Below are 25,675 nucleotides of genomic sequence, written 5' to 3'. Positions count from 1 at the left end.
GGACCGCCAACTATCGGCGCGGCTGCTCGGAGGGGCCGACGTGGTCCGCGAGCCACTCCGCGAGCGGGCGGCCGGCACGCCAGGTCCGGCGCACCCGGTCGAGGCATCGACGCTCGTGGAGCACGTCGTCCGGGGCCCAGCGGCGGGCGACCATCAGACCCTTGCGGCGCATCAGGTCCAGCCGCGGGTGCTCGGGATCGGTGCCCTTCGGACGGGTCTTGAGCTGCTCGCCGCCGACCTCGAGGCCGGCCTTCTCGGCGGCCGCGAGGAGCCGTGCGAGCTCCGCGCCGCGGCGCTCGTCGTCGACCGCGGTGCGGAAGCGGGTGAGCTGGTCGGGTGCCATGCCGTAGTAGCCGGCGGCCGCCAGCATCCCCTCCGGCCCGACCTGCACGTAGAACGGCGGCGCGAACCCACCGCAGTGCGTCTTGTACGGCGACTTGTCCTTGGCGAACCGCACGTCACGATAGGGGCGGAAGATCTTGCCGGCGCCGAACTCGGGCTCCAGCTCGGCGAGCAGCGCGGCCATCGGCGCCTTGACGTGGGCCTCGTAGACCTCGCGCTGGTCCGTCCAGTAGGCCTTGCTGTTGTCCACGAGCAGGCCGTCGTAGAACTCGACGGCGCCGTCCCCGAAGCCGGCGAACCCGCTCACGGCGTGCGGTCGCCGGCCTTCTCGTCCGCGTTCTCCGCGGTGTCCGCCTCCGCGGGCCCGTCCGCTCCGGGTGGCTCCACCCCGGCCCGTTCGAACACCTCGGCCGGCAGCTCCTCCCGCCCCCGCGGGGCCACGACGAGGTACACCACCGCCAGCAGGAACACCCCGGCCGCGACGACGACGTTGATCCGGATGTCGCCGAACACGCGCGTGGCCGGGTCCGTCCGCATGATCTCGATCCAGAACCGCCCGAACGTGTACCCCGCGACGTAGAGCGCGAACACCCGCCCGTGGCCGAGCCGGAACCGCCGGTCCGCCAGCACAATCAGCCCGGCGACGGCCAGGTTGATCAGCAGCTCGTAGAGGAAGGTGGGCTGCACGATCGCGATCGGGGTCGCCGTGTCCACGGCGACACCGCCCAGCGGGTCCGACGCGCCGGTGGCCGGGTCGACCCGCTCGTAGATCTCCAGGCCCCACGGCAGCGTGGTGGGCGCGCCGTAGAGCTCCTGGTTGAAGTAGTTGCCCAGCCGGCCGATGGCCTGCGCGACGACGATGCCCGGGGCCACCGCGTCGGCGAAGAAGGGCAGCGGGACCTTGCGGCGCCGGCACCCGATCCAGGCCCCGACCGCGCCCAGGGCGATGGCGCCCCAGATGCCGAGGCCGCCCTCCCAGATCTTCAGCGCGTTGACGGGGTTCCCGCCGGGGCCGAAGTAGGTGCGCCAGTCCGTGGCAAGGTGGTAGAGCCGGCCACCGACGAGGCCGAACGGCACGGCGAACACCGCGACGTCGACCACGGTTCCGGCAGGGCCGCCACGCGCGACGAACCGCTTCTCGCCCCACCAGATCGCCACGACGATCCCGAGGATGATGAACAGCGCGTACGCCCTGATCGGGATCGGGCCCACGTACCAGACCCCGCGGTCCGGACTGGGGATGTAGGCGAGCAGGGCGGTCGTCACCGGTCCACCGTAGCGCGGCCCCGACATCGCCCGAGATGAACCTCGGCCACGTCCGACGGGGGTCGCGACGTGGCCGAGGTTCGTCTCGGCGTGGGAGGGGGCGCGGGAAGGGGCGCGGGAGGGCTCAGCGCACGGCCCGGCGGACGCCGGCGGCCAGGTCCTGGGCGAGGGCGCGGACGGCCTCGGGGCCGCCCTGCTCCGCGGCCGTGACGAACGCGGAGCCCACGATGACCGCGTCGGCGAAGCCGGCGATCTCGGCCGCCTGGTCGCCGTTGCGCACCCCGAGGCCGACGCCGATCGGGAGGCCCGTGTGCGGGCGGGTGCGGGCGACGATCTCCCCCGCGGCCGAGTTCACGGTGTCCCGCGCGCCCGTCACCCCCATCACGGAGGTGGCGTAGACGAACCCGGAGCTCGCGGCCGTCGTGGAGGCGATGCGCTGCTCGGTGGAGCTGGGCGCGACCAGGAACGTGCGGGACAGCCCGTGCTCCTCCGAGGCGGCGAGCCACTCGTCCGCCTCGTCCGGGATGAGGTCCGGTGTGATCATCCCGAGCCCGCCGGCGGCCGCGAGGTCCGCGGCGAAGCGCTCGACCCCGTAGCGCAGCACCGGATTGAAGTACGTCATGACCACGCAGTTCCCACCCGCCGCGGTGACCCGCTCGACGGTGGTGAACACGTCCCTCAGGCGGAAGCCGTTCGTCAGGGCGAGATCCGCGGCGGCCTGGATCGTGGGGCCGTCCATCACCGGGTCCGAGTACGGGACACCGACCTCGAGCAGGTCGCAGCCGCCCTCGCTCATCGCGGTGAGCAGCGCGACACCCCCGTCGACGGTCGGGTAGCCGGCGGGGAGGTAACCCACCAGCGCGGCGCGGCCCTCGGCGCGGCACTTCTCGAACACCGCGTCCACGCTCACGACTGGATCCCCTCGGTCTCGCTGCCGGCATCCGCGAACGACCCGGCGGGCCTCTCGTGCTCCCCCTCGGCATCGACGGTCGGGGTCGCCAGCTCCCCCTCCGCGATCGCCGTCCCGTCAGCCGCCTCCGCGCTCTCGTCGGAGCCGATCATCCCGAACCACTTGGCCGCCGTGTCGACGTCCTTGTCCCCACGCCCCGAGAGATTCACCAGGATGATCGCGTCCGGGCCCAGCTCCTTGCCCAGCCGCAGCGCACCGGCCACGGCGTGGGCGGACTCGATGGCCGGGATGATGCCCTCGGTGCGACAGAGCAGCGAGAACGCGTCCATCGCCTCGGCGTCGGTCACCGGCTGGTACTCCGCGCGGCCGATGTCCTTGAGCAGCGCGTGCTCCGGCCCGACGCCCGGGTAGTCCAGGCCCGCGGAGATCGAGTACGACTCGGCGGTCTGCCCGTCCTCGTCCTGCAGCAGGTACGAGAACGCGCCGTGCAGCGCCCCCGGGGACCCCTCGGTCAGGGTGGCGCCGTGCCGGCCGGTCTCCACGCCGTCCCCACCCGGTTCGAAGCCGACCAGGCGGACCCCGGCGTCGTCGAGGAACGCATGGAAGATGCCGATCGCGTTCGAGCCGCCGCCGACGCACGCGGCGATCGCGGTGGGCAGCCGCCCCGTGCGCTGCAGGATCTGCTCGCGCGCCTCGAGGCCGATGATCCGATGGAAGTCCCGCACGAGCTGCGGGAACGGGTGCGGGCCCGCGACCGTGCCCAGCAGGTAGTGGGTGTCGGAGACGTTGGTGACCCAGTCGCGCAGCGCCTCGTTGATCGCGTCCTTGAGCGTGCGCGAGCCCGTCCTGACCGGGATCACGGTGGCGCCGAGCAGCCGCATCCGGGCCACGTTCAGCGCCTGCCGACGGGTGTCGACCTCACCCATGTAGACCACGCACTCGAGGTCCAGCAGCGCGCACGCCGTGGCCGTCGCGACGCCGTGCTGGCCCGCGCCGGTCTCGGCGATGACCCGCTTCTTGCCCATCCGCTTGGTGAGCAGCGCCTGGCCCAGCACGTTGTTGATCTTGTGGGAGCCGGTGTGGTTCAGGTCCTCGCGCTTGAGCAGGATCCGCGCACCGCCGGCGTGCTGCGAGAGCTTCGGGACATCCGTGAGCGGGGAGGGCCGGCCGGTGTAGTCCCGGTGCAGGCGGTCCAGCTCGTTCAGGAACTCCGGGTCGCGGCGGGCCTTCTCGTACGCGATCTCCAGCTCGTCGAGCGCGGCGACCAGGGCCTCGGGCACCCATCGACCCCCGAAGCGGCCGAAGTGGCCGCGCTCGTCGGGTTCATGTCCCGAGGGGGTCTCGATGCCCTGAGATGCCTGAACAGTCACCGCACCATTCTGCTGCACGACGGATGGAAGCCCGCAGCCACCAGGGACCGCACCGCCGCACCGGGATCCCCGCTGGTCACCAGCCCCTCGCCGACGAGCACCGCATCGGCGCCCCAGCCGGCGTAGGTGAGCAGGTCCCCCGGGCCGCGCACGCCGGACTCCGCGATGCGCAGCACGTCGTTGGGCAGGCCGGGGGCAAGCCGCCCGAACACGCTGCGATCGACCTCGAGGGTGTGCAGGTTCCGCGCGTTGACGCCGATGACCTTGGCCCCGGCCTCCAGCGCGCGGTCCGCCTCCTCCTCGTGGTGCACCTCGACGAGCGCGGTCATCCCGAGGGACTCCACCCGGTCGAGGAGCGACTCGAGGACGGGCTGCTCCAGCGCGGCGACGATCAGCAGCACCAGGTCCGCGCCGTGGGCCCGGGCCTCGTGCACCTGGTAGGGCGTGACCACGAAGTCCTTGCGCAGCACGCAGACGTCCACGGCGGCGCGCACCGCGGCCAGGTCCTCGAGCGTGCCGCCGAAGCGGCGCTGCTCGGTGAGCACGCTGATCACCCGCGCGCCGTTCTCGGCGTAGGACTTCGCCAGGACGGCCGGGTCCGGGATGGTCGCCAGCGCGCCCTTCGACGGGCTGCGCCGCTTGACCTCGGCGATCACGCCGACGCCCGGCTCGTTCAGCGCGGCCATCACGTCCTTGGACGGTGGCGCCGCCGCGGCGCGCTTCTTGATCTCCGCGAAGTCGACCGCGGCCTCACGGGCCGCCAGGTCCTCCCGGACACCCTCCACGATGGAGTCGAGGACGCTCTTCCCCACTCCCGCACTCACCTCACCGTGCTCGCCCACGGGGCGCACTCCCCTTCCGTGCCCATGGCCGGGATCGCCAGCGTCCCTTCCGTGCCGATGGTCGGGGCCGCCGGCTCCCCTCCGCTTTCAGGCCTACCAGGCGTTCCGGTCATGCTAATCAGCGCCGGTCCGGGGGCTGCCGCCAGGTCCCCGCTCGTCTCGTTCGGCACCCGCATAGGTGCCCTCCGTGGTCGGGTCGACGCCGGCGTCGAGCTCCTCCCACGCGCTGCGTTCGGCGTCGACCGGACGCCCCGTGCCGGGCGCCTCGTACCGGGCGCCCATCCGGGGCAACCGCTTGTCCGCCAGGAGAAGCAGCACGCCGCCGCCGAGGACCAGGAGCCCGCCGAGCACGCCCAGCAAGGGGGCCGCCGTGGTCGCCACGGTGGCCCCGGGGATGGGGGCGGCGCCCGCCGCCGCGGTGCCCGTGAGCCGCGGGATCTCGGCGGCGGTCGGCGGGGAGAGCCACCCGGCGAGCGCGAGGTAGACCCCGGCCGCGCCGGCCAGCACCACGATCACCCCGAGCACGCGGCGCGCGATCCCGGAGACGGCGATCGCCGCGGCCACCGCGGCCACCGCGAGGACGGCGATCCCGATCAGCCCGGGCGCGAGCTGCGCGCCGTCCGCGTCGATCGGGACGGTGCCGGTGGTGCCGTGCCCGGTCACCGCCACCTCGGTGGACGCCCAGGTCAGCCGCGTCGAGCCCCAGAGCGCCAGCGCGCCGAGGAGCAGGGTGAGGGCGAGGAACCCGAACAGCCTGCCGCGGCTCATGGTGTGTGCGGGGTCGCGCCGGCGGGCCAGCTCAGGGTTCCCGCGGTGGCCACCGCCGAGAGCACCGCGCGGGCCTTGTTCAGGCACTCCGTGTCCTCGGCCTGCGGATCGGAGTCGGCGACGATCCCGCCCCCGGCCTGCACGTACGCCCGTCCGTCCCGCACCAGGGCGGTGCGGATGGCGATCGCGGTGTCCGCGTTGCCCGCGAAGTCCAGGTACCCGACGATCCCGCCGTAGAGGCCGCGGCGGGTGGGCTCCAGCTCGTCGATCACCTGCATGGCCCGGACCTTCGGGGCACCGGACAGGGTTCCGGCCGGGAAGCAGGACAGGACGGCGTCGACCGCGTTGCAGTCCGCCCGCAGGGTGCCCGTGACCGTCGAGACCAGGTGCATGACGTGGCTGTAGCGCTCGACGGAGAAGAAGTTGCGCACCTTGACCGTGCCCGGCTCGCAGACCCGGCCGAGGTCGTTGCGGCCGAGGTCGACGAGCATCACGTGCTCGGCGCGCTCCTTCTCGTCGTGCCGGAGGTCCTTCTCCAGCAGCTCGTCCTCCTCGTCGGTGGCGCCGCGCCAGCGCGTCCCGGCGATCGGGTGCGTGGTGGCCTGCCCGTCGGCCACCGTGACCAGGGCCTCGGGGCTGGAACCGACGATCGTGAAGGGGGTCCCGCCGGACGCGTCCTCGAGGTTGAGCAGGTACATGTACGGGCTGGGGTTGGTCGCGCGCAGCACGCGGTAGACGTCGACCGGATCGGCCGGGCAGTCCATCTCGAACCGCTGGGAGACGACGATCTGGAAGCACTCCCCCGCCCGGATCTGCTCCTTCGCGATCTCGACGGCCTCGAAGTGCTGCGCCTGGGTCCGCGAGCGCTCGAACTCCGGGGTGACGGCGCTGAACACCGCGACCGTGGACACCGCGGGCGACGCGAGCTCCGCGGTCATCCGGTCGAGGCGGGCCACCGCGTCGTCGTAGGCCTCGTCGACGCGCTCGTCGCTGCCGTCCCAGTTGATCGCGTTGGCGATCAGGGTGATCGTGCCCTCGTGGTGGTCCACCGCGGCGAGGTCCGTGGCCAGCAGCAGGACCAGCTCGGGGATGCGCAGGTCGTCGACGGGCGGGTTGTCGGCCGAGCCGATCCGCTCGATCCGCCGGACGATGTCGTAGCCCAGGTACCCGACGAGCCCGCCGGTCAGCGGCGGCATGCCCGGCAGCTGCTCGGAGCGCAGCTCCTCGACCACCGCGCGGACCGCGCCGAGCACGTCGCCCTCGGTGGGCAGGTTGTCCGGGACCTCGCCGGTCCAGCGGATCTCCCCGTCGACCGTGGTGAGGCTCGCGGCCGAACGTGCGCCCACGAAGGACCATCGCGACCAGGACCGCCCGTTCTCCGCGGACTCGAAGAGGAAGGTGCCCGGCCTGGGCGCCCCCTCGACGGTGCAGAGCTTGCGGTACACCCCGACCGGGGACTCGTCGTCGGCCAGCAGCCGGCGCGTCACCGGGATGACCCGGTGGTTCTCGGCGAGCGCGCGGAACTCCTCGCGGCTCGGGGCGACCGCGCCCAGTGCGGTACCGGCCGAACCGGCGGGTGCGGTGGTGGTCATGAGGGCCATTCTCGCGCGGCGGGTGGGCGGCGGCGAAGATGGGCCCGTGGCCAACCATGAACCCCGACGCCGCGGCCGGCGGGCCTCGGGAGAGGACACCCGCGCCGCCCTGCTCGCCGCCGCCCGGGGCGAGTTCGCCGAGCGGGGGTTCGACGGCGCGACGGTCCGGCGGATCGGCGAGCGCGCCGGCGTCGACCCGGCGATGGTCAACCACTGGTTCGGGGGCAAGGAGCAGCTGTTCGTCGCGTCCCTGGAGCTGCCGATCGACCCGTCCGCGCTGGTGGCGAACGTGCTCCCCGGGGATCCGGAGCAGCTCGGCGAGCGGATGGTCGGGATGTTCCTGGGGGTCTGGGACGTCGCGGCGGGGGGCCCGCTGGCCTCGATGCTGCGCAGCGTGGCGTCACACCCGGGCGTGGCGCGGATGATGCGCGAGTTCATCGCCCGCACGATCCTGGGCCCGTTCGTGGGCGAGGTCGCCCCCGATCGGGTGGAGGAGCGGGCCGCGCTGGTGGCGTCGCAGCTGGTGGGGATGGGGTTCATCCGGTACATCGTCGAGCTGGAGCCGATGGCGTCCGCGGAGCCCGCCGCGCTGGTGGCGGTGGTGGGGCCGACGATCCAGCGCTACCTCACCGAGCCGCTGCCCTGAGGCCCGCCGCCGGGCGGCTCGGACCGGACGGCAGGCTCAGACCGGACGGCGCGGGTCGACGAAACCGGACTCGTAGGCCAGGACCACGGCCTGCGTCCGGTCCCGCGCACCCGTCTTGGCCAGCACGTTCCCGACGTGGGTCTTCACGGTCTCGACGCCGACGACCAGCTCCGCGGCGATCTCCGCGTTCGAGAACCCGCGGGCCATCAGCCGCAGCACCTCGCCCTCGCGGTCGGTGAGCCCGGTCAGCTCCGCCCGGGTCCGCCCGAACCCGGCGACGAGCTCGCGGACCGCGGCCGGGAACAGCAGCGACTCCCCCTCCGCGACGGTCCGGACGGCCTGCACGATCTCCGCGGGGCGGGCGCGCTTGAGCAGGAACCCGGTCGCGCCGGCGGCGAGGGCGTCGTAGACGTAGCCGTCGTTGCCGAAGGTGGTGAGCACCAGGACGCGGGGCGGGTCCGGGCGCCGCACCAGCGCGCGGGTGGCGGTGATGCCGTCGACCGCGGGCATCCGGACGTCCATGAGCACGACGTCGGGGCGGTGCCGGGCGACCAGGCCGGGCACGTCCGCGCCGTCCCCGGCCTCGGCGACGACCTCGATGTCGGGCTGGGCGTCGAGCACGGCGCGCAGGCCGGTGCGGACGAGCTCCTCGTCGTCGACCAGGAGGGCGCGGATCACGGGGCGTCCCCGACGGGGAGGACGGCGGAGACCCGCCAGACGGTGACCCGGGGCTCCTCGCGGCCCCGCTCCCCCGTTGGCGCCGAGCCTGCTGTCTCGAGCCCCGCCGACTCGGGCCCCGCCGTCGCCGGCCCCGCTGTCCGGAGCGCGGCCGTCACCGGCCCCGCCGCCTCGGGCCCCGCTGTCTCGGGCCCCGCCATCGCCGGCCCCGGCTCGATCGGACCCGCTTCCACCCGCCCGCCCAGGTCGGCCGCCCGCTCGGCCATGCCGTCGAGCCCCCGCCCGCCACCCGGCCGTCCCCTGCCGGTGAGCGGGTTCTCCACCTCGATCCGCAGCGCGTCCGCCACCCGCACCGAGACCCGGACGGGGACCTGGCCCGCGTGCCGCAGCGCGTTCGTCACCGCCTCCTGGACCAGCCGGTACGCCTCGCGGGACACCGGCGGCGGCAGCGCACCGAGGTCGCCGGCCGTGTCCAGGCTGACCTGGACGCCGGCCGAGCGGGCGCTCCCGACCAGGTCGGGCAGCGAGGCGAGATCGGGGGCCGCGGATTCCCCCGTCGTCTCCTCGCGCAGGAGGCCCAGCACGTGGTCGAGCTCGTCGAGCGCGGTGCGGCCGGTCTCCTCGATCGCCGCGAGGGCGCGGCGGGCGAACTCGGGATCGGTGTCGAGCACCTGCGCGGCGGCCCCGGCCTGCAGGGTGGTGACGGTCAGCGCGTGGCCGACCGAGTCGTGCAGCTCGCGGGCCAGGCGGGTGCGCTCGGCCAGCCGGGCCGCGTCGCGACGGGCGCCCTCCAGCTCCGTACGCAGCCGCTCCTCGGGCGAGGGCCCCAGGATCCGCGGCGCCAGCGCGGCCAGCAGCCGCCCGAGGAGGGCGACCAGGTGGACCGTCACCAGCAGCATCGCGAGACCGAGCAGCGGCGGCCACCACGCGCCCGCACCGGCCGGCAGGGTGGGCAGCGCGGTCCAGGGGGCGACGAGGAATCCGGCGACGGCGGGCAGGGCGTAGAGCAGAAGCAGGGCGGTCAGTCCGCCGAGCAGCATGTTCAGCAGCAGCCAGCCGATCGCGCGGCGCCGCCCGGACCAGGTCTCGGGGCGGGCGGGATCGGGGAGGTCGGCGTCGAGCAGGGCGCGCGCCGCCGCCGTCTCCAGCTCCCGGACGCCGGGCACCAGCGCGACCGCCGTCCCGACCCCCACCGCCAGGACCAGCAGGATCACGAACGCGACCGGATCGAGCCCGCTCCGCAGCGACGCCGCGAACAGCCACACCAGCCCGGCGTACGGGAGCAGCAGCACGGCTCCGAGCAGCAGGTGGACGGCGCGCCGGTAGGTCGCGCCCGCACGCAGCGGGCCGACCAGGGCGTGCAGGAGGGCCACGCCGTCGATCGTGGCAGAGGCGCGGGCGCGCGGCCTCCCCCGCGGGAGGGAGGCGGTCCACCCGGCGGCGGGAGGGTTCCCGGGCCGGTCCCGGCCAGCGTGGACGCCATGACGACCCTCGCCTCCACCCCCGTCCGTCCGGTGATCGGCCGGCTCGCCGCCGCCGGGACCCTGCCGTACGTCGCGATCAAGAGCGCGTGGCTCACCGGGCACCCGATCGGCGTCCCCGATCCGGGGATGCTCGAGGGCACCTCGATGACCGTGCTCAACGCGGTCACGGTGCTGCTCGACGCCTGCGTCGTCGCGCTCGCCCTCGCCCTCACCCATCCCTGGGGACGCCGGCTGCCCGTGGTCGCCCTGCTGCTGCCGGCCTGGGTGGGCACCGGGCTGCTGCTGCCGGTGGGGATCTCGTTCGTGCCCGCGCTGTGGCTCGCGTTCGGCGGTGGCCCCGTCGGCGGGCTCGACGGGTGGGTCCGGCCGCTGGTCTACGGCGGTTTCGCCTGGCAGGCGGTGTTCCTGGTGATCGCGTTGTGGACGCACGTGCGGGACCGGTGGGAGCTGCGCGGGGCCGTCCCCGCCGGCTTCGGCCCGCTCGCCCGGGCGCTCGCCGGGGGTGGGACGGTGCTCGCGCTGGTCAGCGCGGTGCTGCAGCTCGGCTCCGGGATCTCGGGCGGGGGCGCGCAGATCCTGGTCGGCACGGTGAACGCGGCGCTCGCGGTGGCCGGTGCCGTCGGCGTCGTCACGCTGCTGCGGGGCGGTGGCCGCGCGGCCGCGGTGGCGGCCTGGCTCGGGTCCGGCGCGATGTTCTCCTGGGGCCTGTACACCACGGCCCTGACGATGGGCGGCACGGTGATGGCCGCCGGCACCACCCCGGCCAGCGGCCTCGCCGCCCTCACCGGCCTGCTCGCCGGCTTCGCCCTCGCCCCCGCCGGCCTCCTCGCCCTCACCCCGCCGACCCCGTGAGTGGCGATAGTCGCCGGGGCGACTATCGCCACTCACGAGACGGGCGGGCGCTCGCCGCTCAGGGGTGGCTCAGGGAGCGAGTGGCCGGGGTGGGCGGGGCGTCGCATGATGGGGTGATGGTCGACCTGGGCGTGCCGGACGCCGTCTCCGAGCGGGTGGCGGCGCTGCGGGCGCGGTTGGGGGCGGACGTCTTCCAGAAGGTGGCGGGCGACGAGGGGCCGGGCCGGCGCGACCGGATCCACTCCGCCCCGGGGCCGCGGTGGTTCGCCGAGGACCGGCCGATCCGCCGGGTGCACGGGGACGCGTCGATGTTCGTCGGCGGGCTGCGCGCCCTGCTGCTCCAGTCGCTGCACCCGCTGGCGATGGCGGGGGTCGCGGGGCACTCCGGCTACCGCGGCGACCCCTGGGGCCGGCTGGCCCGCACCAGCTACTTCCTCGCCGCGACGACCTTCGGCCCGGCCGATCTCGCCGACGAGACCATCGACCGGATCAAGGCGGTGCACTCACGGGTGCGCGGCACCGCACCCGACGGCCGGGAGTACTCGGCGGGCGATCCGCACCTGTTGGAATGGGTGCACATCGCCGAGATCGACAGCTTCCTGCGCGCCCACCAGCGCTACGGCCGGGCCCCGCTCACGCCCGCGGAGTGCGACGGCTACGTGGCCGACACCGCCCGCGTCGCCCACGAGCTCGGCGTGACGGCCCCGCCGACGACCGTCGCCGAGCTGGACGCGCGCCTCGACGCCTTCCGCCCCGAGCTGGCGGGCACCCCGGAGGCGCGCTCCGCGGCGAAGTTCCTGCTGCTCGACCCGCCCCTGGCCCTGCCCGCCCGGGCCCCCTACGCGCTGCTCGCGGCCGCCGCGGTGGGCCTGCTCCCCCGCTGGGCGCGCCGCCCCCTGCAGCTCCCGTACCTCCCGCTCGCCGAGGCGACGCTCGTGAAGGCGGGCGGCAAGACGATCACCAGCGGCATCCGCTGGATCATGTCCGCCCCCTCCCCCACCTGACCCGCGTTATGGTTCCATAACGCACCTTTTCGGGCCCTGGGATCGCGTTATGGAACCATAACGCGATTTTGGACGCCCTCTCAGCGCGTTGTGGAACCATGACGCGCTCTTTTGGGGGCCTCGTCCGCGCGTGGTGCGCGGTCAGAGGAGGCGGTCGGCGTCGAAGCAGGTGCGGTCGCCGGTGTGGCAGGCGGCGCCCTCCTGGTCGACGAACAGCAGGATCGTGTCGCCGTCGCAGTCCAGTCGGACCTCGTGGACCTTCTGGGTGTGGCCGCTCGTCTCGCCCTTGACCCAGTAGTCCTCGCGGCTGCGCGACCAGTAGGTGCCCTTGCGGGTGGTCAGGGTGCGGTGCAGGGCCTCGTCGTCCATCCAGGCGACCATCAGCACGTCGTGCGTGGTGTTGTCCTGCACGACCGCGCACACCAGACCGTCGGCGTTCCGCTTGAGCCGCTTCGCGATCGCGGGGTCCAGTGCGGACGTCTCCACGCGGTTCCGGGCCGAGGGCTCGCTCGCGAGCTCGCTCACCTGACCTCCACGTGGTCCGCGCGCAGCACGTCCTTGACCTCGCCGATCCGCAGCTGTCCGAAGTGGAACACGCTGGCGGCGAGCACCGCGTCGGCCCCCGCCCGGATCGCCGGCGGGAAGTGTTCCAGCGCACCGGCTCCGCCCGAGGCGATCACCGGCACGTCGACCACCCGGCGGACCTTCTCGATCAGCTCGATGTCGAAACCGGCGCGGGTGCCGTCCGCGTCCATCGAGTTGAGCAGGATCTCCCCGACGCCGAGCTCCTGGCCGCGGGCGGCCCACTCGACGGCGTCGATCCCGGTGCCCGTGCGGCCGCCGTGGGTGGTGACCTCGAACGTCGACGGCGTGGGCGGGCCGTCCACGACCCGTCGCGCGTCGACGGACAGCACGATGCACTGCGAGCCGAAGCGGCGCGCCATCTCGCCCAGCAGCTCCGGGCGGGCGATGGCGGCGGTGTTGATGCTGACCTTGTCGGCGCCGGCGCGCAGCATCCGGTCCACGTCGTCCGGGGTGCGGATGCCGCCGCCGACGGTCAGCGGGATGAACACCTGCTCGGCGGTGCGGCGGACGACGTCGATCATCGTCTCCCGCTCCCCCGACGAGGCCGTGACGTCGAGGAACGTGAGCTCGTCCGCGCCCTCGGCGTCGTAGACGCCGGCCATCTCGACCGGGTCCCCCGCGTCGCGGAGCTCCTGGAAGTTGACGCCCTTGACGACCCGCCCGGCGTCGACGTCCAGGCAGGGGATCACACGGACCGCGACGGCCATCAGCGCACCGCTTCGAGGGCTTCGGGGAGGGTGAACCGGCCCGCGTACAGCGCCTTCCCGACGATCGAGCCCTCGATCACGCCGGTCTCGGCGAGCGCGACGAGGTCCTTGATCTCGGAGATCCCGCCGGACGCGACGACCGGCGACGGGGTCCTGGCCGCGACCTGGGTGAGCAGCTCGACGTTCGGGCCGGTGAGCGTGCCGTCCCGGCCGACGTCCGTGACGATGTAGCGGGACACGCCGTCGCGGTCCATGCGGGCCAGGGTCTCCCAGAGGTCGCCGCCGTCCTTGACCCAGCCGCGCGCGGCGAGCCGGTGCTGCCCGTCGGAGATCTTGACGTCCAGCCCGACGGCGATCTTCTCGCCGTGCTCGGCGCACACCTTCGCGCACCACTCCGGGTTCTCGAGCGCGGCGGTGCCGAGGTTGACGCGCGCGCAGCCGGTGGCGAGGGCGCGGGCGAGCGACTCGTCGTCCCGGATCCCGCCGGAGAGCTCCACCTTGACGTCGAGCTCACCGACGACGGCGGCGAGCAGCTCCGCGTTGGAGCCCTTGCCGAACGCGGCGTCGAGGTCGACGAGATGGATCCACTCGGCGCCGTCGGACTGCCACTTCAGGGCGGCCTCGCGGGGCGCGCCGTAGGAGGTCTCGGTGCCGGCCTCGCCCTGGACCAGGCGCACGGCCTGCCCGTCGGCGACGTCCACAGCAGGAAGCAGCGTGAAACTCACGCACCGAGCCTACCCACCGCCCGCTCAGGCGAAGGTGGTCGGGACCTCCGGCAGCCCGGGTACCGGCTGGTTCTCCGGGCCCTCCTGCAGATTGGTCACACTGACCCAGCCGGTGCCGTCGGACTGCGGGATGCGGACGCGGACCCACCAGAAGTTCTTGCCGCTGGCCTGGGTGATGTCCTGACCCGTGGCCTGGTGGATCGCCTCGACGGGGCCGGGCTGCAGCTCGCCGACCTTGTTGTCCGGCCCTCGGGTGCTGCCGCCGGTGCGGATGGCGGTGTTCGCGTTGATCACGTGGACGGTCACTGTCGGCAGGTCCAGCAGCTCGCTCAACTCGACTCCCTCGTCGCGGTCGCGGTCCGCAGTGGACCTGCAGCGAGCCGAGCCTGCCGCCCCGCGCGGCGACGGCGCAATCCCCCGTCGCCGACCGGTGTTCGGCGCGCGCGGTGCAGCGCGGCCACCGACGGCCGTGGTGCACCGCGGGGGCGATCAGCCGGCCGGGGGCTCCTCGGTGGACGGCGCCTCGGCCGGCGCCTCGGTGGCCAGGGCCCTGCGCCCCTTCGCCGCCGCGAACGCCAGCCCGACGAGCAGCCCTACCACGATCAGCGCGACCCAGCCCCACCAGGGCAGCCCACCGACGAGCGAGGCGATCACCCCGGCGATGGCGGCGCCGACGACCGTGCCCAGCGAGCTGGCCGTCGAGGTGCGACGGGTGGTGGTGCGCCGGGTGGTGGTCGTGCGCTTGCGGCTGGTGGTCGCCTTCTTCCGCGCGGCGGGCCTCGTCGAGGTGGTCTTCTTCGCCGCCGGCTTCTTCTGGGCGGGCCTCCGGCTCGCGGCCGGCTGGGGCTGGCTCACCGGCTCGCTCACCCCACCACGTCCCGCAGCCAGTTCTGCAGCACCTGGGCACCGGCGTCGCCGGACTTCTCCGGGTGGAACTGGGTGGCCGACAGCGGGCCGTTCTCCACGGCGGCGACGAAGTCCTCGCCGTGGTGCGCCCAGGTGACCAGCGGCGGGCGGATCACGTGCGACTCCTCGAGCTCCCAGCGCCGCACCCCGAAGGAGTGCACGAAGTAGAAGCGGGTGTCCGCGTCGAGCCCGGCGAACAGGCTCGACCCGGCGGGGGCGCGCACGGTGTTCCAGCCCATGTGCGGCAACACGTCCGCCTTGATGCGCTCGACGGTGCCGGGCCACTGCCCGCAGCCGTCCGCCTCCACGCCGAACTCGACGCCGCGCTCGAACATCACCTGCATCCCGACGCAGATCCCCAGCACCGGACGGCCCCCGGCGAGCCGGCGGCCGATGATCTGGGGCCCGCGGACGGCGTTGAGGCCCTCCATGCAGTGGGCGAAGGCGCCGACGCCGGGCACCACCAGCCCGTCCGCCTCGCACGCCGCGTCGAAGTCCGGGGTGACGGTGACGTCCGCCCCGACCCGGCGCAGCGCGCGCTCGGCAGAACGGAGGTTCCCCGACCCGTAGTCCAGCACGACGATCCGCGACACGCGCCCAGGGTACCGGCCGTGCCCCGGGGTCAGGTCAGCCAGCGGGCGGCGGCCTCGAACGTGGTGTCGGGAGCGTCGTTGAACGCGATGGCCGCCTGCGGTGCGGACCGGTGGACGGCGTTGAGGACCCGCTCGAACAGCAGGCCCTCCGTGGAGCGGATCCCGCCGCCGACCACGACGACCTCCCAGGGCTGCCGCTGCAGAGCCGCGGTGACGACGGCGACGATTCCCGCCCCGCCGTCGACATCCGGGTCGCCGTCGCTGCCGTCCAGCCCGACGAGGCAGGTCTCGGCGCCGATCCCGGCCTCGGCGAACCGCGCCATGCCGGCCGCGATCCGCTCGACGACCGGGGCGGGGTCCCAGGGACCGGGCACCCTCGTGGGGTCCAGCCCGATCACCAGGACCCGGGCGGTCAGAGCGAGCCCTTGGTGCTGGGGATGCCGGTGATCCGGGTGTCCGGCTCGGTGGCGGCGCGCAGCGCGCGGGCCACGGCCTTGAACTCGGCCTCGGTGATGTGGTGCGGGTCCCGGCCGTCGAGCACCCGGACGTGCAGGGCGAGGTGCCCGTGGAAGGCCAGCGACTCGAACACGTGCCGGTTCAGCACGGTCGGGTAGTGCCCGCCGACGACGAAGCCCTGCATCACCTCGGGCTCGCCGGTGTGCACGGTGTACGGCCGGCCGGACACGTCGACGACCGCCTGGGCCAGCGCCTCGTCCATCGGGATCCAGGCGTCGCCGAACCGGCGGATGCCCTTCTTGTCCCCCAGCGCCTGCCGCAGCGCCTGGCCGAGCACGATCGACGTGTCCTCGACGGTGTGGTGCGCGTCGAGCTCCACGTCCCCCTCCGCCTGCACGGTGAGGTCGAACGCGCCGTGCTTGCCGAAGGCGTCGAGCATGTGGTCGAAGAACGGGACGCCGGTCGACACCGACACCTGCCCCGTGCCGTCGAGATCGATCTCGACGAGGACCTTGGACTCCTTGGTGACGCGCTCGACGCGCCCGATCCGGCTCATGCGAGTTCTCCTCCTGTGCCCGTGGTCGGCTCCGCAAGCTCCTCCGCCACTGCCGCCGCGGCGGCGAGAAAGGCGTCGTTCTCCTCGGGTGTGCCGATCGTGACCCGCAGGTACCCGGGGATCCCGACGTCCCGGATCAGCACGCCCTGCTCCAGGTAGCGCCTCCAGGCCCGCGGCGCGTCCGCGAAGCGGCCGTAGAGCACGAAGTTCGCGTCGCTGGTGACGCAGTGGTGGCCCAGCGCTTCGAGGGCCGGCACCACCCGGTCCCGCTCGGCGGCCAGCAGGGCGACCGAGCCCAGCGTGGCCCCGGCGTGCCGCAGGGCCGCCCGCGCGGCCGCCTGGGTGAGCACCGACAGGTGGTACGGCAGCCGGACGAGCTGCAGCGCGTCGACCATCGCGGGCACGGCGGCGAGGTAGCCGAGCCGCCCGCCCGCGAACGCGAACGCCTTGCTCATCGTCCGGGAGACGATCAGCTTGTGCCCGTGGGTGGCCAGCAGCGTGGTGGCGCTGGGGTGCGCGGAGAACTCCGCGTACGCCTCGTCGACCACCACGATCCCCGGCGCGGCGTCGATCAGCAGGGCCAGCTCGGCCGGCTCGAGCGACTGCCCGGTCGGGTTGTTCGGGCTGGTGAGGAACGTGACGTCCGGGGCGCGTTCCTTGAGCAGCAGCTGCGCGCCGTCCACGTCGACCGAGAAGTCCTCGCGCCGCGGGATCTCCAGCCACTCCGTCTGCGTGCCCGAGCTGAGGATCGGGTGCATCGAGTAGCTCGGCACGAAGCCCAGCGCGGTGCGGCCGGGACCGCCGAAGGCCTGCAGGACCTGCTGGAGGATCTCGTTGGACCCGTTGGCGGCCCAGAGGTTCCCGACGCCGAGCGGTACGCCCGTCTGCCGGCTCAGGTACGCGGCGAGGTCGGTCCGCAGCGCGACCGCGTCCCGGTCCGGGTAGCGGTGCAGCTCGCGGGCGGCCTCCTCGCAGGCGGCCGCGACGTCCGCGACCAGCTCGGGCGGCGGCGGGTACGGGTTCTCGTTGGTGTTGAGCCGGACCGGCACGTCGAGCTGCGGCGCGCCGTAGGGGCTCTTGCCGCGCAACGACTCCCGCAGCGGGAGATCATCGAGCCGGACGTCGGTCACCGGCGCCGATGATCCGCCCACGAGCTCGCTCATGAGAACCTCGCCGTGACGGCCTGCCCGTGCGCCGGCAGGTCCTCCGCGTTCGCCAGGGTGACCACCTGGTCCGCCACCTCGCGCAGCGCCTCCTCCGTGTACTCCACGACGTGCACCCCGCGCAGGAACGTCGCGGTGGACAGCCCGCCGGAGTGCCGCGCGCAGCCCCCCGTGGGCAGCACGTGGTTCGAGCCCGCGCAGTAGTCGCCGAGCGAGACCGGGGCGTACGGGCCGATGAAGATCGCCCCGGCGTTGCGCACCCGGGCGGCCACCGCGCGGGCGTCGGCCGTCTGGATCTCGAGGTGCTCGGCGGCGTAGGCGTCGACCACCGCGACGCCGTCCCCGACGTCCCGGACCAGGATCGTGCCGGACTGCGGACCGGACAGCGCGGTGCGCACCCGCTCGGTGTGCTTGGTGGCGGCGACCTGGCGGGCCAGCTCGACGTCGACCGCGTCCGCCAGCGCATCCGACTCCGTGACCAGCACGGACGCCGCGTTCGGATCGTGCTCGGCCTGCGAGATCAGGTCGGCGGCGACGTGCACGGGGTCCGCCCCGCCGTCCGCGAGGATCGCGATCTCGGTGGTGCCGGCCTCGGCGTCGATCCCGATCAGCCCGCGCAGCATCCGCTTCGCCGCCGTGAGGTAGATGTTGCCCGGCCCGGTGACCATGTCGACCGGCTCGAGCTCGCCGCCGTCGGTGTCGGTGCCACCGTGGGCGAGCAGGGCGACGCACTGCGCGCCACCCACGGCCCACACCTCGTCGACGCCCAGCAGGGCGGCCGCGCCCAGGATCGTCGGGTGCGGGAGGCCGTCGAACTCGGCCTGCGGCGGCGACGCCACGACCAGCGACTCGACACCGGCGGCCTGGGCCGGGACCACGTTCATGATCACCGACGACGGGTAGACGGCGAGCCCGCCCGGCGCGTAGAGCCCGACGCGACGGACCGGCACGAACCGCTCGGTGACCGTGCCGCCCGGCACGACCTGGGTGACCACGTCGGCCCGGCGCTGCTCCTCGTGCACCGTGCGGGCCCGCTCGATCGAGGTCTCCAGGGCCCGGCGCACGGCCGGGTCGAGGTTCGCGAGGGCCTTCTCGATCTCGGCCGCCGGCACGCGCACCGACGCCGGGCGCACCCTGTCGAACCGCTCGGTGACCTCCAGGACCGCCTCGACGCCCCGCTCGCGCACGGACTCGACGATCGGCCGGACCACCTCGAGCGCCGCATCGACGTCGATCGCCGCGCGCGGCAGCATCCCCCGCAACACGGCTGGTCGGGGCAGGGGTTCGGCACGCAGGTCGAGTCGCCTGAGGATCGGGCTGGACATGGCCCTCAGGGTACGTGCCACCCCGACCGGGACCGCAGCGTGGCGGCCTCAGCCTGCCGAGTTGTCCACAGGCGCGCCGAGAACCGCGCCGAGCAGACCCGGGAACCGCGCCTCCATGTCCTCGCGGCGCACCGAGATGATCCGCGAGCGCCCCTCCGCGACCGTGCGGGTGAGGCCGGACTCGCGCAGGACCTTCCAGTGGTGCGACAGCGTCGGCGCGCTGAGCCCCGTGACGACGCAGCGGTCCAGGGCGCCGCAGTCCCGAGGCTCCCCGGAGCGGTAGAGCTCACCCATGAGCGCCCGCCGGTTGGGGTCGGCGAGCGCGGAGAGCACGGCGGTCAGCTCGATCGACTCCACGGACGGCTCCGGCAGCCGCTGTCCCATCAGACCTCCCGAGATTGTTTGACGACGATGGAAGTATAGACGTACGGTCCACCCGTGGAACTTCGAGAGCCGTCGAACAATCGGCTGACCCTCCAGCTCTGCCTGCTCGCCGCCGGCACGTTCGTGCTCGGCGTCGACGGGTTCGTCCTCGCCGGGCTGCTGCCCGCGGTCGCCGCCGACCTCCACGTCGGGATCCCGGCCGCGGGGCAGCTCACCACGGCGTTCGCGCTGGCCTACGCGATCGGCTCGCCGATCATCGCGACCGTGACCGGGCGGCTGGACCGCCGGACGGTGCTCGGTGTCGGGATGGTGGTGTTCCTCGTCGGGATGGTCGCGCAGGCGGTGGGCCCGACCTTCGGGACCGTGCTGGCCGGCCGGGTGGTCGCCGGGCTGGGTGCGGCGGCCTTCCAGGCCAACGCCTTCGCCGTCGCCGGGGTGCTGGCCCCGCCGGAGCGGCGGGCCCGTGCCCTCGCCGTGGTGGGGGCGGGCGTCGCCCTGGCCACGGTGGCCGGGGTGCCGTTCGGGGTGCTGGCGGGCCAGGTGCTGGGCTGGCGGGCGGCGCTGTGGCTGATCGTCGCACTGGCCGCGGTCGCGGCGGCGCTCACGGTTCTCCTCCCCCGCGTGGTGCTGCCGGCCGTCCCGCTGCGGACGCGCCTGGCCCTCTTCGGCAACCCGCGCATGCTGGCGTTGCTCGTGCTGACCGCGCTGCTCGTGATCCCGCAGTTCGCGGTGGTCGCCTACGTGGCGCCGCTGCTGGGGTCGGACGGGCCGGGCGCGTCGCGGGTACTCGTCGCGCTCGTGGTGTTCGGGGTGGCGTTCGTGATCGGGAACCGGCTGGTGGGGCACCTCGTCGACCGGTTCGGCTCGGTGCCGGTGCAGGTCGTGGGGCTGTCGGTGTCGCTGGTGGCGCTGCTGGGCCTGTGGGCGGTGCGGCCGGCCCCGGCGGCCACCCTCGTGGCGTTCGCCCTGTTCGGGCTCGTCGGCTCCTTCCAGGTGATCCCGCAGCAGAACCGGGTGTTCGCCGCCGGTGGACCGGTCGCCACGGTCGCCCTGGGGCTCAACGGGTCCATGATCTACGTCGGCAGCGGGCTCGGGGCGGCCCTGGGCGGCGGGGTCGTCGCGACGGCGGGGACGGCCGCCCTCGCTCCGGTGGCCGCGGGGGCCGTCGTCGTCACCCTCGTCGCGGTCGCGCTGACCCGCCGGGTGGACCGGACCGCGCCCTCCCCCACCCCCGCCTGAGACGATCGGGCCGTGCTCACGATCGACGCCGCCCAGCGACGGGCGCGGCTGGTGGCGCGGCACCGGCTCGGCGCCGCCACCCGCACCGACGACGTCCCCGCCCTGGTCGACGATCTGGTCTGCCTGCACTCGAGCGACCCGGTGTCGGTCTACCTGTCGGTGACGGCGCGGATGGCCGCACCGGAGCTCGGCGCCGTCGACCGGGCCCTCTACGAGGAGCGCACGCTCGTCCGGCACCACGCCATGCGGCGCACCCTCTGGGTCCTGGGACCCGCCCACGCCCGCCTCGCGCACCACGCCGCCACCCTCGACGTCGCCGCCGTGCAGCGCCGCAACCTGATGGCGCAGCTCGCCGCCGGCGGCGTCACCGACCCGGAGGCGACCTACGAGGACGCACGGGCCCGGATCCTGGACCTGCTGCGCGCCGAGGGGCCGCTGCCGGCCCGCGAGGTCGGGCGCCGGCTCCCGGAGCTCACGACCCCGGTTCCGGTCCAGGACGCGACGCCGTCGCTGCACTCCCGGGTGCTGCTCGTCATGGGGTTCCACGGCGACCTGGTCCGCACGCGTCCCACCGGGACGTGGATCAACGGCCAGTACCGCTGGGCCGCCGCCGACGCCTGGCTCCCCGGCGGGATCGGGGAGCCGCTGTCGAAGCGGGAGGCCGCGGCCGGGCTCGCCCGCGCCTACCTGCGCGCCTTCGGCCCCGCGACCCGGGACGACCTGAGGTGGTGGGCCGGCTGGACCGTGGCGACCACGACGGCCGCGCTCGCCGACCTCGGGGCGGTGGGGACGACGGCCGGCTACCTGTTGCCGGACGACCTGGATCCCGTTGCGCCGCAGCACTCCGTGGCGCTGTTGCCCGGTCTCGACCCGTCGACCATGGGCTGGAAGGACCGGACCCACCATCTGGACGCCGCACTCGTCCCGCACCTGTTCGACCGCAACGGGAACGGCGGCCCGGCGATCTGGGTGGACGGGGAGATCGTGGGCGGCTGGGTGCAGCGCAAGGACGGGCGGATCGCGACCGAGCTGCTCACCGACGTCGGCACCGACGTGCGCGGGGAGGTGGACGACGCCGCCCACGAGCTCGAGAAACTGCTGGGCGACACCCGGTTCACGGTGCGGTTCCCGGCGCCCGTACAAGCTAGGTTGCTCGCGTGAGCGACTGGTTCCTGGCCGCCGAGTCGGATGCGGACGGCATCGCCGCCGGCGAGTTCGACGACCTGCCCCACCTCTCGGTCCCGTTGCGACGCACCGAGCTCGCGGCCCTCTACGCCGCGCTCACCGAGGGCGCGGCGGAGGACCCGAAGGCGCCCACCGGGCTGCTGGCGGTCGAGGCCGACACCGGCATGATTGTCACCCGGGTGCCCGCCGAGGCCGTCGAGAAGCTGGCGGAGATGACGCCGCGCACCGTCCGCCCTGTGATGGCCGTGTGGGCCGAGGCGATCGGCCACGACGAGCCGGACGCGCTGGGCGAGACCCTCTCCGAGCTCGCCGCCTTCGCGCGGGACTCAGCGCAGGCCGGCCGCCCGGTCCTGCAGCTCGCTCCCTACTAGGCCGTCGAGCACCTCGTCCGCGGTCGGCATCGCCGCCGCGCCCGCCGCGAGCCGTTCCGCCGCCGCCCGGAAGGACGGCTCGGCCAAGAGGCGACCGAGGCCGGCGGCCACACCGTCCGGGGTCACCACGAGCCCCGCGCCCGAGGCGGCGAGGGCCGCGGCGTTGGCCGGCTGGTCGGCGCCGAGCGGGACGGCGAGGTGCGGGAGGCCGTGGCAGAGCGCCCCGAACATCGTCCCCGCCCCGCAGTGGGAGACGACGGCGGTGCAGTGCGGCAGGACGTCGGCCTGCGGCAGGTAGGGCGCGGCCAGGACCTGCGGCGGTAGCTCGCCCAGGACGGCGGGATCGACGTCCGGCCCGGTCGTGGCCACGATGTCGACCGGATGCCGGAGGCAGCCCTCGAGCACCGCGCGGAAGGCCTCCGGATTCTGGTTCACGACCGTCCCGAGCGTGAGGTAGACGATCGGCCGGTCGCGCGGCGGGAGCACGTACCCGCCCGGCTCCCCCGCGTTCGGGCGGATCGGGCGGATGTCCTGCCACGGCTCCGGATCCGGGCCGTGCAGGCCGGGCGGGCAGGGCTCGAGATAGGGCGCGGCGAGGACCGCGGGGACCGGGTCCGGCAGCCCCGCCTCGGCGACGGCCGCGCCCAGGACCCGCGCGAACGCGTCCGTCCCGGGGACGCTCGGGCCGTACCCGTGGGTGACGTGCGGGATGCCGGCCCCGACGGCGACCGTCGCGCTCCCGAGCTCCAGGGTGTCGTGCACGACGAGGTCCGGGCGCCAGCCGGCGACGAGGTCGGCGATGTCACGGGCCCGGTCCACCGCACCGGCCCCGAAGAAGTGCCGCGCCGCGAAGGCGGGCTGCTCGGCCGCCGGGAGCTCGCCCACCACCACGGGCAGCCGGGCGTACGACTCGGCCAGGGTGAGCCCGGACCGGTGCGCCGGCACCCCGAGCCGCTCGACGACCGGTGCGAGGTCCGCACCGGTCGTCACCAGGACCTCGGCGCCCCGCCGCTGCGCCGCCCGGATCAGCGGCACCATCGGCAGCAGGTGCCCGTAACCCGGCCAGGACGCCACCAGGATGCGCATCTCGTCCCCTTCCGTCCCTCTGCAGAGGTCCGGACGGTCACGGGTGATACGCGCAGGTCAGCAGGGGTCGTGAGCGGCCGTGCCCCCGCTCACAGGTCCAGGCCGAGATCGAGCGCCGTCACCGAGTGGGTCAGCGCCCCCACGGAGAGGAAGTCGACCCCGGTGACGGCGTACTCCCGCGCGTTGGCCAGGACCAGGCCGCCGGACGACTCCAACAAGGTGCTCGACGAACCCCGCCGCCGGACCGCCTCGGCCGTCTCGGCCGGGGAGAAGTTGTCCAGCAGGACGAGCTCCGCGTTCAGGGCGAGGACCTCGTCGAGCTGCTCCAGGGAGTCGACCTCGACCTCGCAGGGCAGGTCCGGGGCGAACCTCCGCGCGGCCTCGAGGGCGGCGGTGACCGAGCCCGCGGCGGCGACGTGGTTGTCCTTGATCAGGATCGCGTCGCCGAGGCCGAGGCGGTGGTTGACACCGCCGCCGCAGCGCACCGCGTACTTCTCCAGCAACCGCAGGCCGGGGAGGGTCTTGCGGGTGTCGCGGATCCGGGCGGGGGTGCCGGCGACCGCGTCGACCCACTCCGCCGTCGCGGTCGCGACGCCGGAGAGGTGACACAGCAGGTTGAGCGCGGTCCGCTCGGCCGTGAGCAGAGCCCGGACCGGAGCCTCGACGACGAGCGCGGGCTCGCCCGGCGTCAGCCGCGACCCGTCGGGCAGCTCGCTGACCAGCGTGTATCCGGGGACGACCAGGTCGAGGACGGCCCGGGCCACCGGGATGCCGGACAGCACGCCCGCCTTGCGGGGGGTGAACGAGCCGACCGCCACCGCGTCCTCGGGGACGGTCGCCGCGGTCGTCGCGTCCGGGCCGTAGCGGAGGTCCTCGTCGAGTGCGGTGCGCACCACGCGGGCCAGGTCCTCGTGGTCCGGGACGCCGATCTCGGTCGCCCCGCCCACTCCGGCCGCCAACGCCGTCAGGGCCGGTGGTTCGCTCGCGAGCTCGCTCACGCCGCCACCGCCCGCACGTCGACGGCCGGGCGCCCGGCCGCATCGAGGGTGATCATCAACGACTCCTTCTGGTACACGTCGTCCCGCTCCGGGAAGTCCGAGCGCACGTGGCAGCCCCGGCTCTCCCGACGCGTCCCGGCCGCGGCCAGCACGGCCTGGGCCAGCAGGGTCAGCGCCCCGTCCTCCACACCCGCCCGGTCGATCGGGGTGCCGAGCGCGAGCGCCCGCTCCACGACGTCCGACGCCGTGGCCAGCCCGCTCGCGTCCCGCCCGATCGCGGCGAACGCGCTCATCGCCCGCTGCACCGTGCCGCGGTCCGCGACCGCGACCGCCGGGGCGGGGGCGATCAGCTCGCCCGATCCCGACGACCGGGACCCGGTGAGGGCGCGGTCCTCGAGCACCGAGCGGACCGCCCGCTCCCCCACCACCAGGCCCTCCAGCAGCGAGTTCGACGCGAGCCGGTTCGCCCCGTGCAGCCCGGTCCGGGCCACCTCGCCCGCGGCGTAGAGGCCGGGGACGGCGGTGCGGCCGTCGACCCCGGCGACCACGCCGCCGCACGCGTAGTGCGCGGCCGGGGTCACCGGGATCGGGTCGCGGGTCGGGTCGATACCCGCGGCCCGGCAGGACGCGAACACCGTGGGGAACCGCCGGGCGAACCCGTCGAGCGCCGTGGCGTCGAGGTACATGCAGTCGGCGCCGGTCTCGGCCATCCGGCGGGTGATCGCGGCGGCCACGACGTCCCGCGGCGCGAGGTCCGCGAGCGGGTGCTGCCCGACCATGAACCGGGTGCCCGCGCGGTCTCGGAGCACCGCGCCCTCGCCGCGCACGGCCTCGGTGACCAGCGGCCGCCGGCCCACCGCGGGGCCGGTGTAGAGGACGGTCGGATGGAACTGCACGAACTCGAGGTCCGCGGCGGCGGCACCGGCGCGCAGGGCCAGCGCCACACCGTCCCCGGTCGAGGTCGGCGGGTTGGTGGTGCTGGCGTAGAGCTGCCCGTACCCGCCGGTGGCCAGCAGGACCGCACGCGTCGTCAGGAGCCCGGCGCGGCCGGCGTCGTCGAGCACCTGCAGGGCGGCGACCCGGCCCGACGCGTCCTTGACGACGTCGACGGCCACATGGCCGGTCAGCACGGTCAGGCCGCTGGCGGCGGCCACCAGCGCGCGCTCGATCTCGGCGCCGGTCGCGTCCCCGCCCGCGTGGACCACGCGGAAGGCGGAGTGGCCGCCCTCGCGGGTGCGGTCGAGCCGTGGGAATCCGTTCCCATGGTCGACTCCGCGAGCTCCGTCTCCGTCGAACACCGCCCCCCGATCGCGGAGCCGCTGCACCGCGGCCGGCCCGGCGGTGACGATCTCGCGGACGGCGGCCTCGTCGTTCAGGCCCCCACCTGCGGTGATGGTGTCCGCGATGTGTGCCTCGACCGAGTCGCCCGGGATGTCGCCGAGGACCACGGCGACGCCGCCCTGGGCCCAGCGGGTGCTGCCCTCGGCCACCTCGTCCTTGGTCACGACGACCACGCGCAGGCCCGCCTCGGCGGCGTCGAGCGCGGCGGTCAGGCCCGCGACCCCGGTGCCGACGACGACCAGGTCGGCGGTCGCCTCCCAGACCGAGAGGAGCGTGTCGGAACGAGGCATCGGCGCCGCTC

The 25,675-nt window shown here is 74.6% G+C and carries 29 protein-coding genes; 6 read left to right on the top strand and 23 right to left on the bottom strand.

Annotation, left to right across the window (positions count from 1 at the left end):
* Positions 1 to 10: 10 nt before the first annotated feature.
* The 7 genes from ABD324_RS07875 to ABD324_RS07845 form a co-directional block, all read right to left on the bottom strand.
* On the bottom strand, positions 11 to 649 hold the full coding sequence (locus ABD324_RS07875) for a DUF2461 domain-containing protein (RefSeq protein WP_344413999.1): 639 nt from the start codon (positions 647 to 649) through the stop codon (positions 11 to 13).
* Positions 646 to 1,635 (bottom strand): prolipoprotein diacylglyceryl transferase, encoded by a 990-nt coding sequence (gene lgt / locus ABD324_RS07870; protein ID WP_344413997.1) that lies wholly within the window; start codon positions 1,633 to 1,635, stop codon positions 646 to 648. The genes ABD324_RS07875 and lgt overlap by 4 nt, the downstream gene beginning before the upstream one ends.
* 97 nt (positions 1,636 to 1,732) lie before the next feature.
* Positions 1,733 to 2,518, bottom strand: coding sequence for a tryptophan synthase subunit alpha (trpA, locus tag ABD324_RS07865; RefSeq protein WP_344413994.1), 786 nt, complete (start codon positions 2,516 to 2,518; stop codon positions 1,733 to 1,735).
* Positions 2,515 to 3,888, bottom strand: coding sequence for a tryptophan synthase subunit beta (gene trpB / locus ABD324_RS07860; protein ID WP_344413992.1), 1,374 nt, complete (start codon positions 3,886 to 3,888; stop codon positions 2,515 to 2,517). The genes trpA and trpB overlap by 4 nt, the downstream gene beginning before the upstream one ends.
* Positions 3,885 to 4,700 (bottom strand): indole-3-glycerol phosphate synthase TrpC, encoded by an 816-nt coding sequence (gene trpC, locus ABD324_RS07855; protein ID WP_344414261.1) that lies wholly within the window; start codon positions 4,698 to 4,700, stop codon positions 3,885 to 3,887. Before trpC ends, trpB begins: the two co-directional genes overlap by 4 nt.
* 144 nt (positions 4,701 to 4,844) lie before the next feature.
* A complete protein-coding gene (locus ABD324_RS07850; protein WP_344413990.1) occupies positions 4,845 to 5,498 on the bottom strand; it encodes a Trp biosynthesis-associated membrane protein in 654 nt (217 codons plus the stop codon).
* Positions 5,495 to 7,090 (bottom strand): anthranilate synthase component I, encoded by a 1,596-nt coding sequence (locus ABD324_RS07845; RefSeq protein WP_344413988.1) that lies wholly within the window; start codon positions 7,088 to 7,090, stop codon positions 5,495 to 5,497. Before ABD324_RS07845 ends, ABD324_RS07850 begins: the two co-directional genes overlap by 4 nt.
* A gap of 46 nt (positions 7,091 to 7,136) precedes the next feature.
* Here ABD324_RS07845 and ABD324_RS07840 point away from each other — a divergent pair, with 46 nt between their 5' ends.
* A complete protein-coding gene (locus ABD324_RS07840) occupies positions 7,137 to 7,736 on the top strand; it encodes a TetR/AcrR family transcriptional regulator (protein WP_344413986.1) in 600 nt (199 codons plus the stop codon).
* A 36-nt stretch (positions 7,737 to 7,772) separates the two neighbouring features.
* On the opposite strand, the gene ABD324_RS07835 is transcribed toward ABD324_RS07840, so the two are convergent.
* Both ABD324_RS07835 and ABD324_RS07830 read right to left on the bottom strand, forming a co-directional pair.
* Positions 7,773 to 8,414 carry a response regulator transcription factor gene (locus tag ABD324_RS07835; protein ID WP_344413984.1) on the bottom strand — a complete coding sequence of 214 codons (642 nt, stop codon included), beginning with the start codon at positions 8,412 to 8,414 and terminating at the stop codon, positions 7,773 to 7,775.
* Positions 8,411 to 9,787, bottom strand: a complete 1,377-nt coding sequence (locus tag ABD324_RS07830; RefSeq protein WP_344413983.1) for a sensor histidine kinase — start codon at positions 9,785 to 9,787, stop codon at positions 8,411 to 8,413. The genes ABD324_RS07835 and ABD324_RS07830 overlap by 4 nt, the downstream gene beginning before the upstream one ends.
* Positions 9,788 to 9,895: 108 nt before the next feature.
* On the opposite strand from ABD324_RS07830, the gene ABD324_RS07825 reads away from it, so the two are divergent.
* The gene (locus ABD324_RS07825; protein WP_344413982.1) at positions 9,896 to 10,750 is read left to right on the top strand and encodes a hypothetical protein; all 855 of its coding nucleotides are present in this window, start codon (positions 9,896 to 9,898) and stop codon (positions 10,748 to 10,750) included.
* Between the two features lie 116 nt (positions 10,751 to 10,866).
* The gene (locus tag ABD324_RS07820; RefSeq protein ID WP_344413980.1) at positions 10,867 to 11,754 is read left to right on the top strand and encodes an oxygenase MpaB family protein; all 888 of its coding nucleotides are present in this window, start codon (positions 10,867 to 10,869) and stop codon (positions 11,752 to 11,754) included.
* Between the two features lie 141 nt (positions 11,755 to 11,895).
* Here ABD324_RS07820 and hisI read toward each other — a convergent pair whose 3' ends face one another.
* The 11 genes from hisI to ABD324_RS07765 all read right to left on the bottom strand — a co-directional run bounded on the left by hisI (position 11,896) and on the right by ABD324_RS07765 (position 19,154).
* The gene (gene hisI / locus ABD324_RS07815; RefSeq protein ID WP_344414259.1) at positions 11,896 to 12,240 is read right to left on the bottom strand and encodes a phosphoribosyl-AMP cyclohydrolase; all 345 of its coding nucleotides are present in this window, start codon (positions 12,238 to 12,240) and stop codon (positions 11,896 to 11,898) included.
* 35 nt (positions 12,241 to 12,275) lie between these two features.
* Entirely contained in the window at positions 12,276 to 13,046 is a 771-nt protein-coding gene (gene hisF, locus ABD324_RS07810; RefSeq protein WP_344413978.1) for an imidazole glycerol phosphate synthase subunit HisF, read from the bottom strand.
* Positions 13,046 to 13,771 (bottom strand): bifunctional 1-(5-phosphoribosyl)-5-((5-phosphoribosylamino)methylideneamino)imidazole-4-carboxamide isomerase/phosphoribosylanthranilate isomerase PriA, encoded by a 726-nt coding sequence (gene priA, locus ABD324_RS07805; protein ID WP_344413976.1) that lies wholly within the window; start codon positions 13,769 to 13,771, stop codon positions 13,046 to 13,048. The genes hisF and priA overlap by 1 nt, the downstream gene beginning before the upstream one ends.
* A 24-nt stretch (positions 13,772 to 13,795) precedes the next feature.
* Positions 13,796 to 14,104, bottom strand: a complete 309-nt coding sequence (locus tag ABD324_RS07800) for a hypothetical protein (RefSeq protein ID WP_344413974.1) — start codon at positions 14,102 to 14,104, stop codon at positions 13,796 to 13,798.
* A 156-nt stretch (positions 14,105 to 14,260) separates the two neighbouring features.
* Positions 14,261 to 14,638, bottom strand: coding sequence for a hypothetical protein (locus ABD324_RS07795; RefSeq protein WP_344413973.1), 378 nt, complete (start codon positions 14,636 to 14,638; stop codon positions 14,261 to 14,263).
* Positions 14,635 to 15,270, bottom strand: coding sequence for an imidazole glycerol phosphate synthase subunit HisH (gene hisH / locus ABD324_RS07790; RefSeq protein WP_344413972.1), 636 nt, complete (start codon positions 15,268 to 15,270; stop codon positions 14,635 to 14,637). Before hisH ends, ABD324_RS07795 begins: the two co-directional genes overlap by 4 nt.
* Positions 15,271 to 15,299: 29 nt before the next feature.
* A complete protein-coding gene (locus ABD324_RS07785; protein ID WP_344413970.1) occupies positions 15,300 to 15,644 on the bottom strand; it encodes a hypothetical protein in 345 nt (114 codons plus the stop codon).
* 38 nt (positions 15,645 to 15,682) lie between these two features.
* Positions 15,683 to 16,282, bottom strand: coding sequence for an imidazoleglycerol-phosphate dehydratase HisB (hisB, locus tag ABD324_RS07780; protein WP_344413968.1), 600 nt, complete (start codon positions 16,280 to 16,282; stop codon positions 15,683 to 15,685).
* Positions 16,279 to 17,445 (bottom strand): histidinol-phosphate transaminase, encoded by a 1,167-nt coding sequence (locus tag ABD324_RS07775; RefSeq protein WP_344413966.1) that lies wholly within the window; start codon positions 17,443 to 17,445, stop codon positions 16,279 to 16,281. Before ABD324_RS07775 ends, hisB begins: the two co-directional genes overlap by 4 nt.
* Positions 17,442 to 18,758 carry a histidinol dehydrogenase gene (gene hisD, locus ABD324_RS07770; RefSeq protein ID WP_344414257.1) on the bottom strand — a complete coding sequence of 439 codons (1,317 nt, stop codon included), beginning with the start codon at positions 18,756 to 18,758 and terminating at the stop codon, positions 17,442 to 17,444. Before hisD ends, ABD324_RS07775 begins: the two co-directional genes overlap by 4 nt.
* Before the next feature lie 60 nt (positions 18,759 to 18,818).
* Positions 18,819 to 19,154, bottom strand: a complete 336-nt coding sequence (locus ABD324_RS07765; RefSeq protein ID WP_344413964.1) for an ArsR/SmtB family transcription factor — start codon at positions 19,152 to 19,154, stop codon at positions 18,819 to 18,821.
* A gap of 54 nt (positions 19,155 to 19,208) precedes the next feature.
* On the opposite strand from ABD324_RS07765, the gene ABD324_RS07760 reads away from it, so the two are divergent.
* Genes ABD324_RS07760 through ABD324_RS07750 form a run of 3 tightly spaced genes read left to right on the top strand, consistent with a single transcriptional unit; the run spans position 19,209 to position 21,949 of the window.
* Entirely contained in the window at positions 19,209 to 20,393 is a 1,185-nt protein-coding gene (locus tag ABD324_RS07760) for an MFS transporter (protein WP_344413962.1), read from the top strand.
* 12 nt (positions 20,394 to 20,405) lie between these two features.
* Complete coding sequence (locus tag ABD324_RS07755) at positions 20,406 to 21,554, top strand: winged helix DNA-binding domain-containing protein (RefSeq protein WP_344413960.1); 1,149 nt, start codon at positions 20,406 to 20,408, stop codon at positions 21,552 to 21,554.
* Entirely contained in the window at positions 21,551 to 21,949 is a 399-nt protein-coding gene (locus ABD324_RS07750) for a hypothetical protein (protein WP_344413958.1), read from the top strand. Before ABD324_RS07755 ends, ABD324_RS07750 begins: the two co-directional genes overlap by 4 nt.
* Here ABD324_RS07750 and ABD324_RS07745 read toward each other — a convergent pair.
* From ABD324_RS07745 to ABD324_RS07735, 3 genes are all read right to left on the bottom strand, one after another.
* Positions 21,905 to 23,035, bottom strand: a complete 1,131-nt coding sequence (locus tag ABD324_RS07745) for a glycosyltransferase (protein WP_344413956.1) — start codon at positions 23,033 to 23,035, stop codon at positions 21,905 to 21,907. The genes ABD324_RS07750 and ABD324_RS07745 overlap by 45 nt on opposite strands.
* A gap of 89 nt (positions 23,036 to 23,124) precedes the next feature.
* The gene (gene nadC / locus ABD324_RS07740; protein WP_425565763.1) at positions 23,125 to 24,003 is read right to left on the bottom strand and encodes a carboxylating nicotinate-nucleotide diphosphorylase; all 879 of its coding nucleotides are present in this window, start codon (positions 24,001 to 24,003) and stop codon (positions 23,125 to 23,127) included.
* Between the two features lie 26 nt (positions 24,004 to 24,029).
* A complete protein-coding gene (locus tag ABD324_RS07735; protein ID WP_344413954.1) occupies positions 24,030 to 25,664 on the bottom strand; it encodes an L-aspartate oxidase in 1,635 nt (544 codons plus the stop codon).
* Positions 25,665 to 25,675 lie beyond the last annotated feature (11 nt).

The sequence above is a fragment of the Pseudonocardia ailaonensis genome (assembly GCF_039531635.1).
GTDB lineage: Bacteria > Actinomycetota > Actinomycetes > Mycobacteriales > Pseudonocardiaceae > Pseudonocardia > Pseudonocardia ailaonensis.
The sequence above is the reverse complement of the archived record's forward strand: the minus strand, read 5'-3'. Positions and strand labels throughout refer to the sequence as shown.

What these genes read in the sequence shown, in the direction of transcription:
- lgt (WP_344413997.1), bottom strand. Translation starts at nt 1,635, where the DNA reads ATGTCGGGGCCGCGCTACGGTGGACCGGTGACGACCGCCCTGCTCGCC.
- ABD324_RS07850 (WP_344413990.1), bottom strand. Translation starts at nt 5,498, where the DNA reads ATGAGCCGCGGCAGGCTGTTCGGGTTCCTCGCCCTCACCCTGCTCCTC.
- ABD324_RS07845 (WP_344413988.1), bottom strand. Translation starts at nt 7,090, where the DNA reads ATGACCACCACCGCACCCGCCGGTTCGGCCGGTACCGCACTGGGCGCG.
- ABD324_RS07825 (WP_344413982.1), top strand. Translation starts at nt 9,896, where the DNA reads ATGACGACCCTCGCCTCCACCCCCGTCCGTCCGGTGATCGGCCGGCTC.
- ABD324_RS07820 (WP_344413980.1), top strand. Translation starts at nt 10,867, where the DNA reads ATGGTCGACCTGGGCGTGCCGGACGCCGTCTCCGAGCGGGTGGCGGCG.
- hisF (WP_344413978.1), bottom strand. Translation starts at nt 13,046, where the DNA reads ATGGCCGTCGCGGTCCGTGTGATCCCCTGCCTGGACGTCGACGCCGGG.
- hisB (WP_344413968.1), bottom strand. Translation starts at nt 16,282, where the DNA reads ATGAGCCGGATCGGGCGCGTCGAGCGCGTCACCAAGGAGTCCAAGGTC.
- ABD324_RS07775 (WP_344413966.1), bottom strand. Translation starts at nt 17,445, where the DNA reads ATGAGCGAGCTCGTGGGCGGATCATCGGCGCCGGTGACCGACGTCCGG.
- ABD324_RS07765 (WP_344413964.1), bottom strand. Translation starts at nt 19,154, where the DNA reads ATGGGACAGCGGCTGCCGGAGCCGTCCGTGGAGTCGATCGAGCTGACC.
- ABD324_RS07745 (WP_344413956.1), bottom strand. Translation starts at nt 23,035, where the DNA reads ATGCGCATCCTGGTGGCGTCCTGGCCGGGTTACGGGCACCTGCTGCCG.
- ABD324_RS07735 (WP_344413954.1), bottom strand. Translation starts at nt 25,664, where the DNA reads ATGCCTCGTTCCGACACGCTCCTCTCGGTCTGGGAGGCGACCGCCGAC.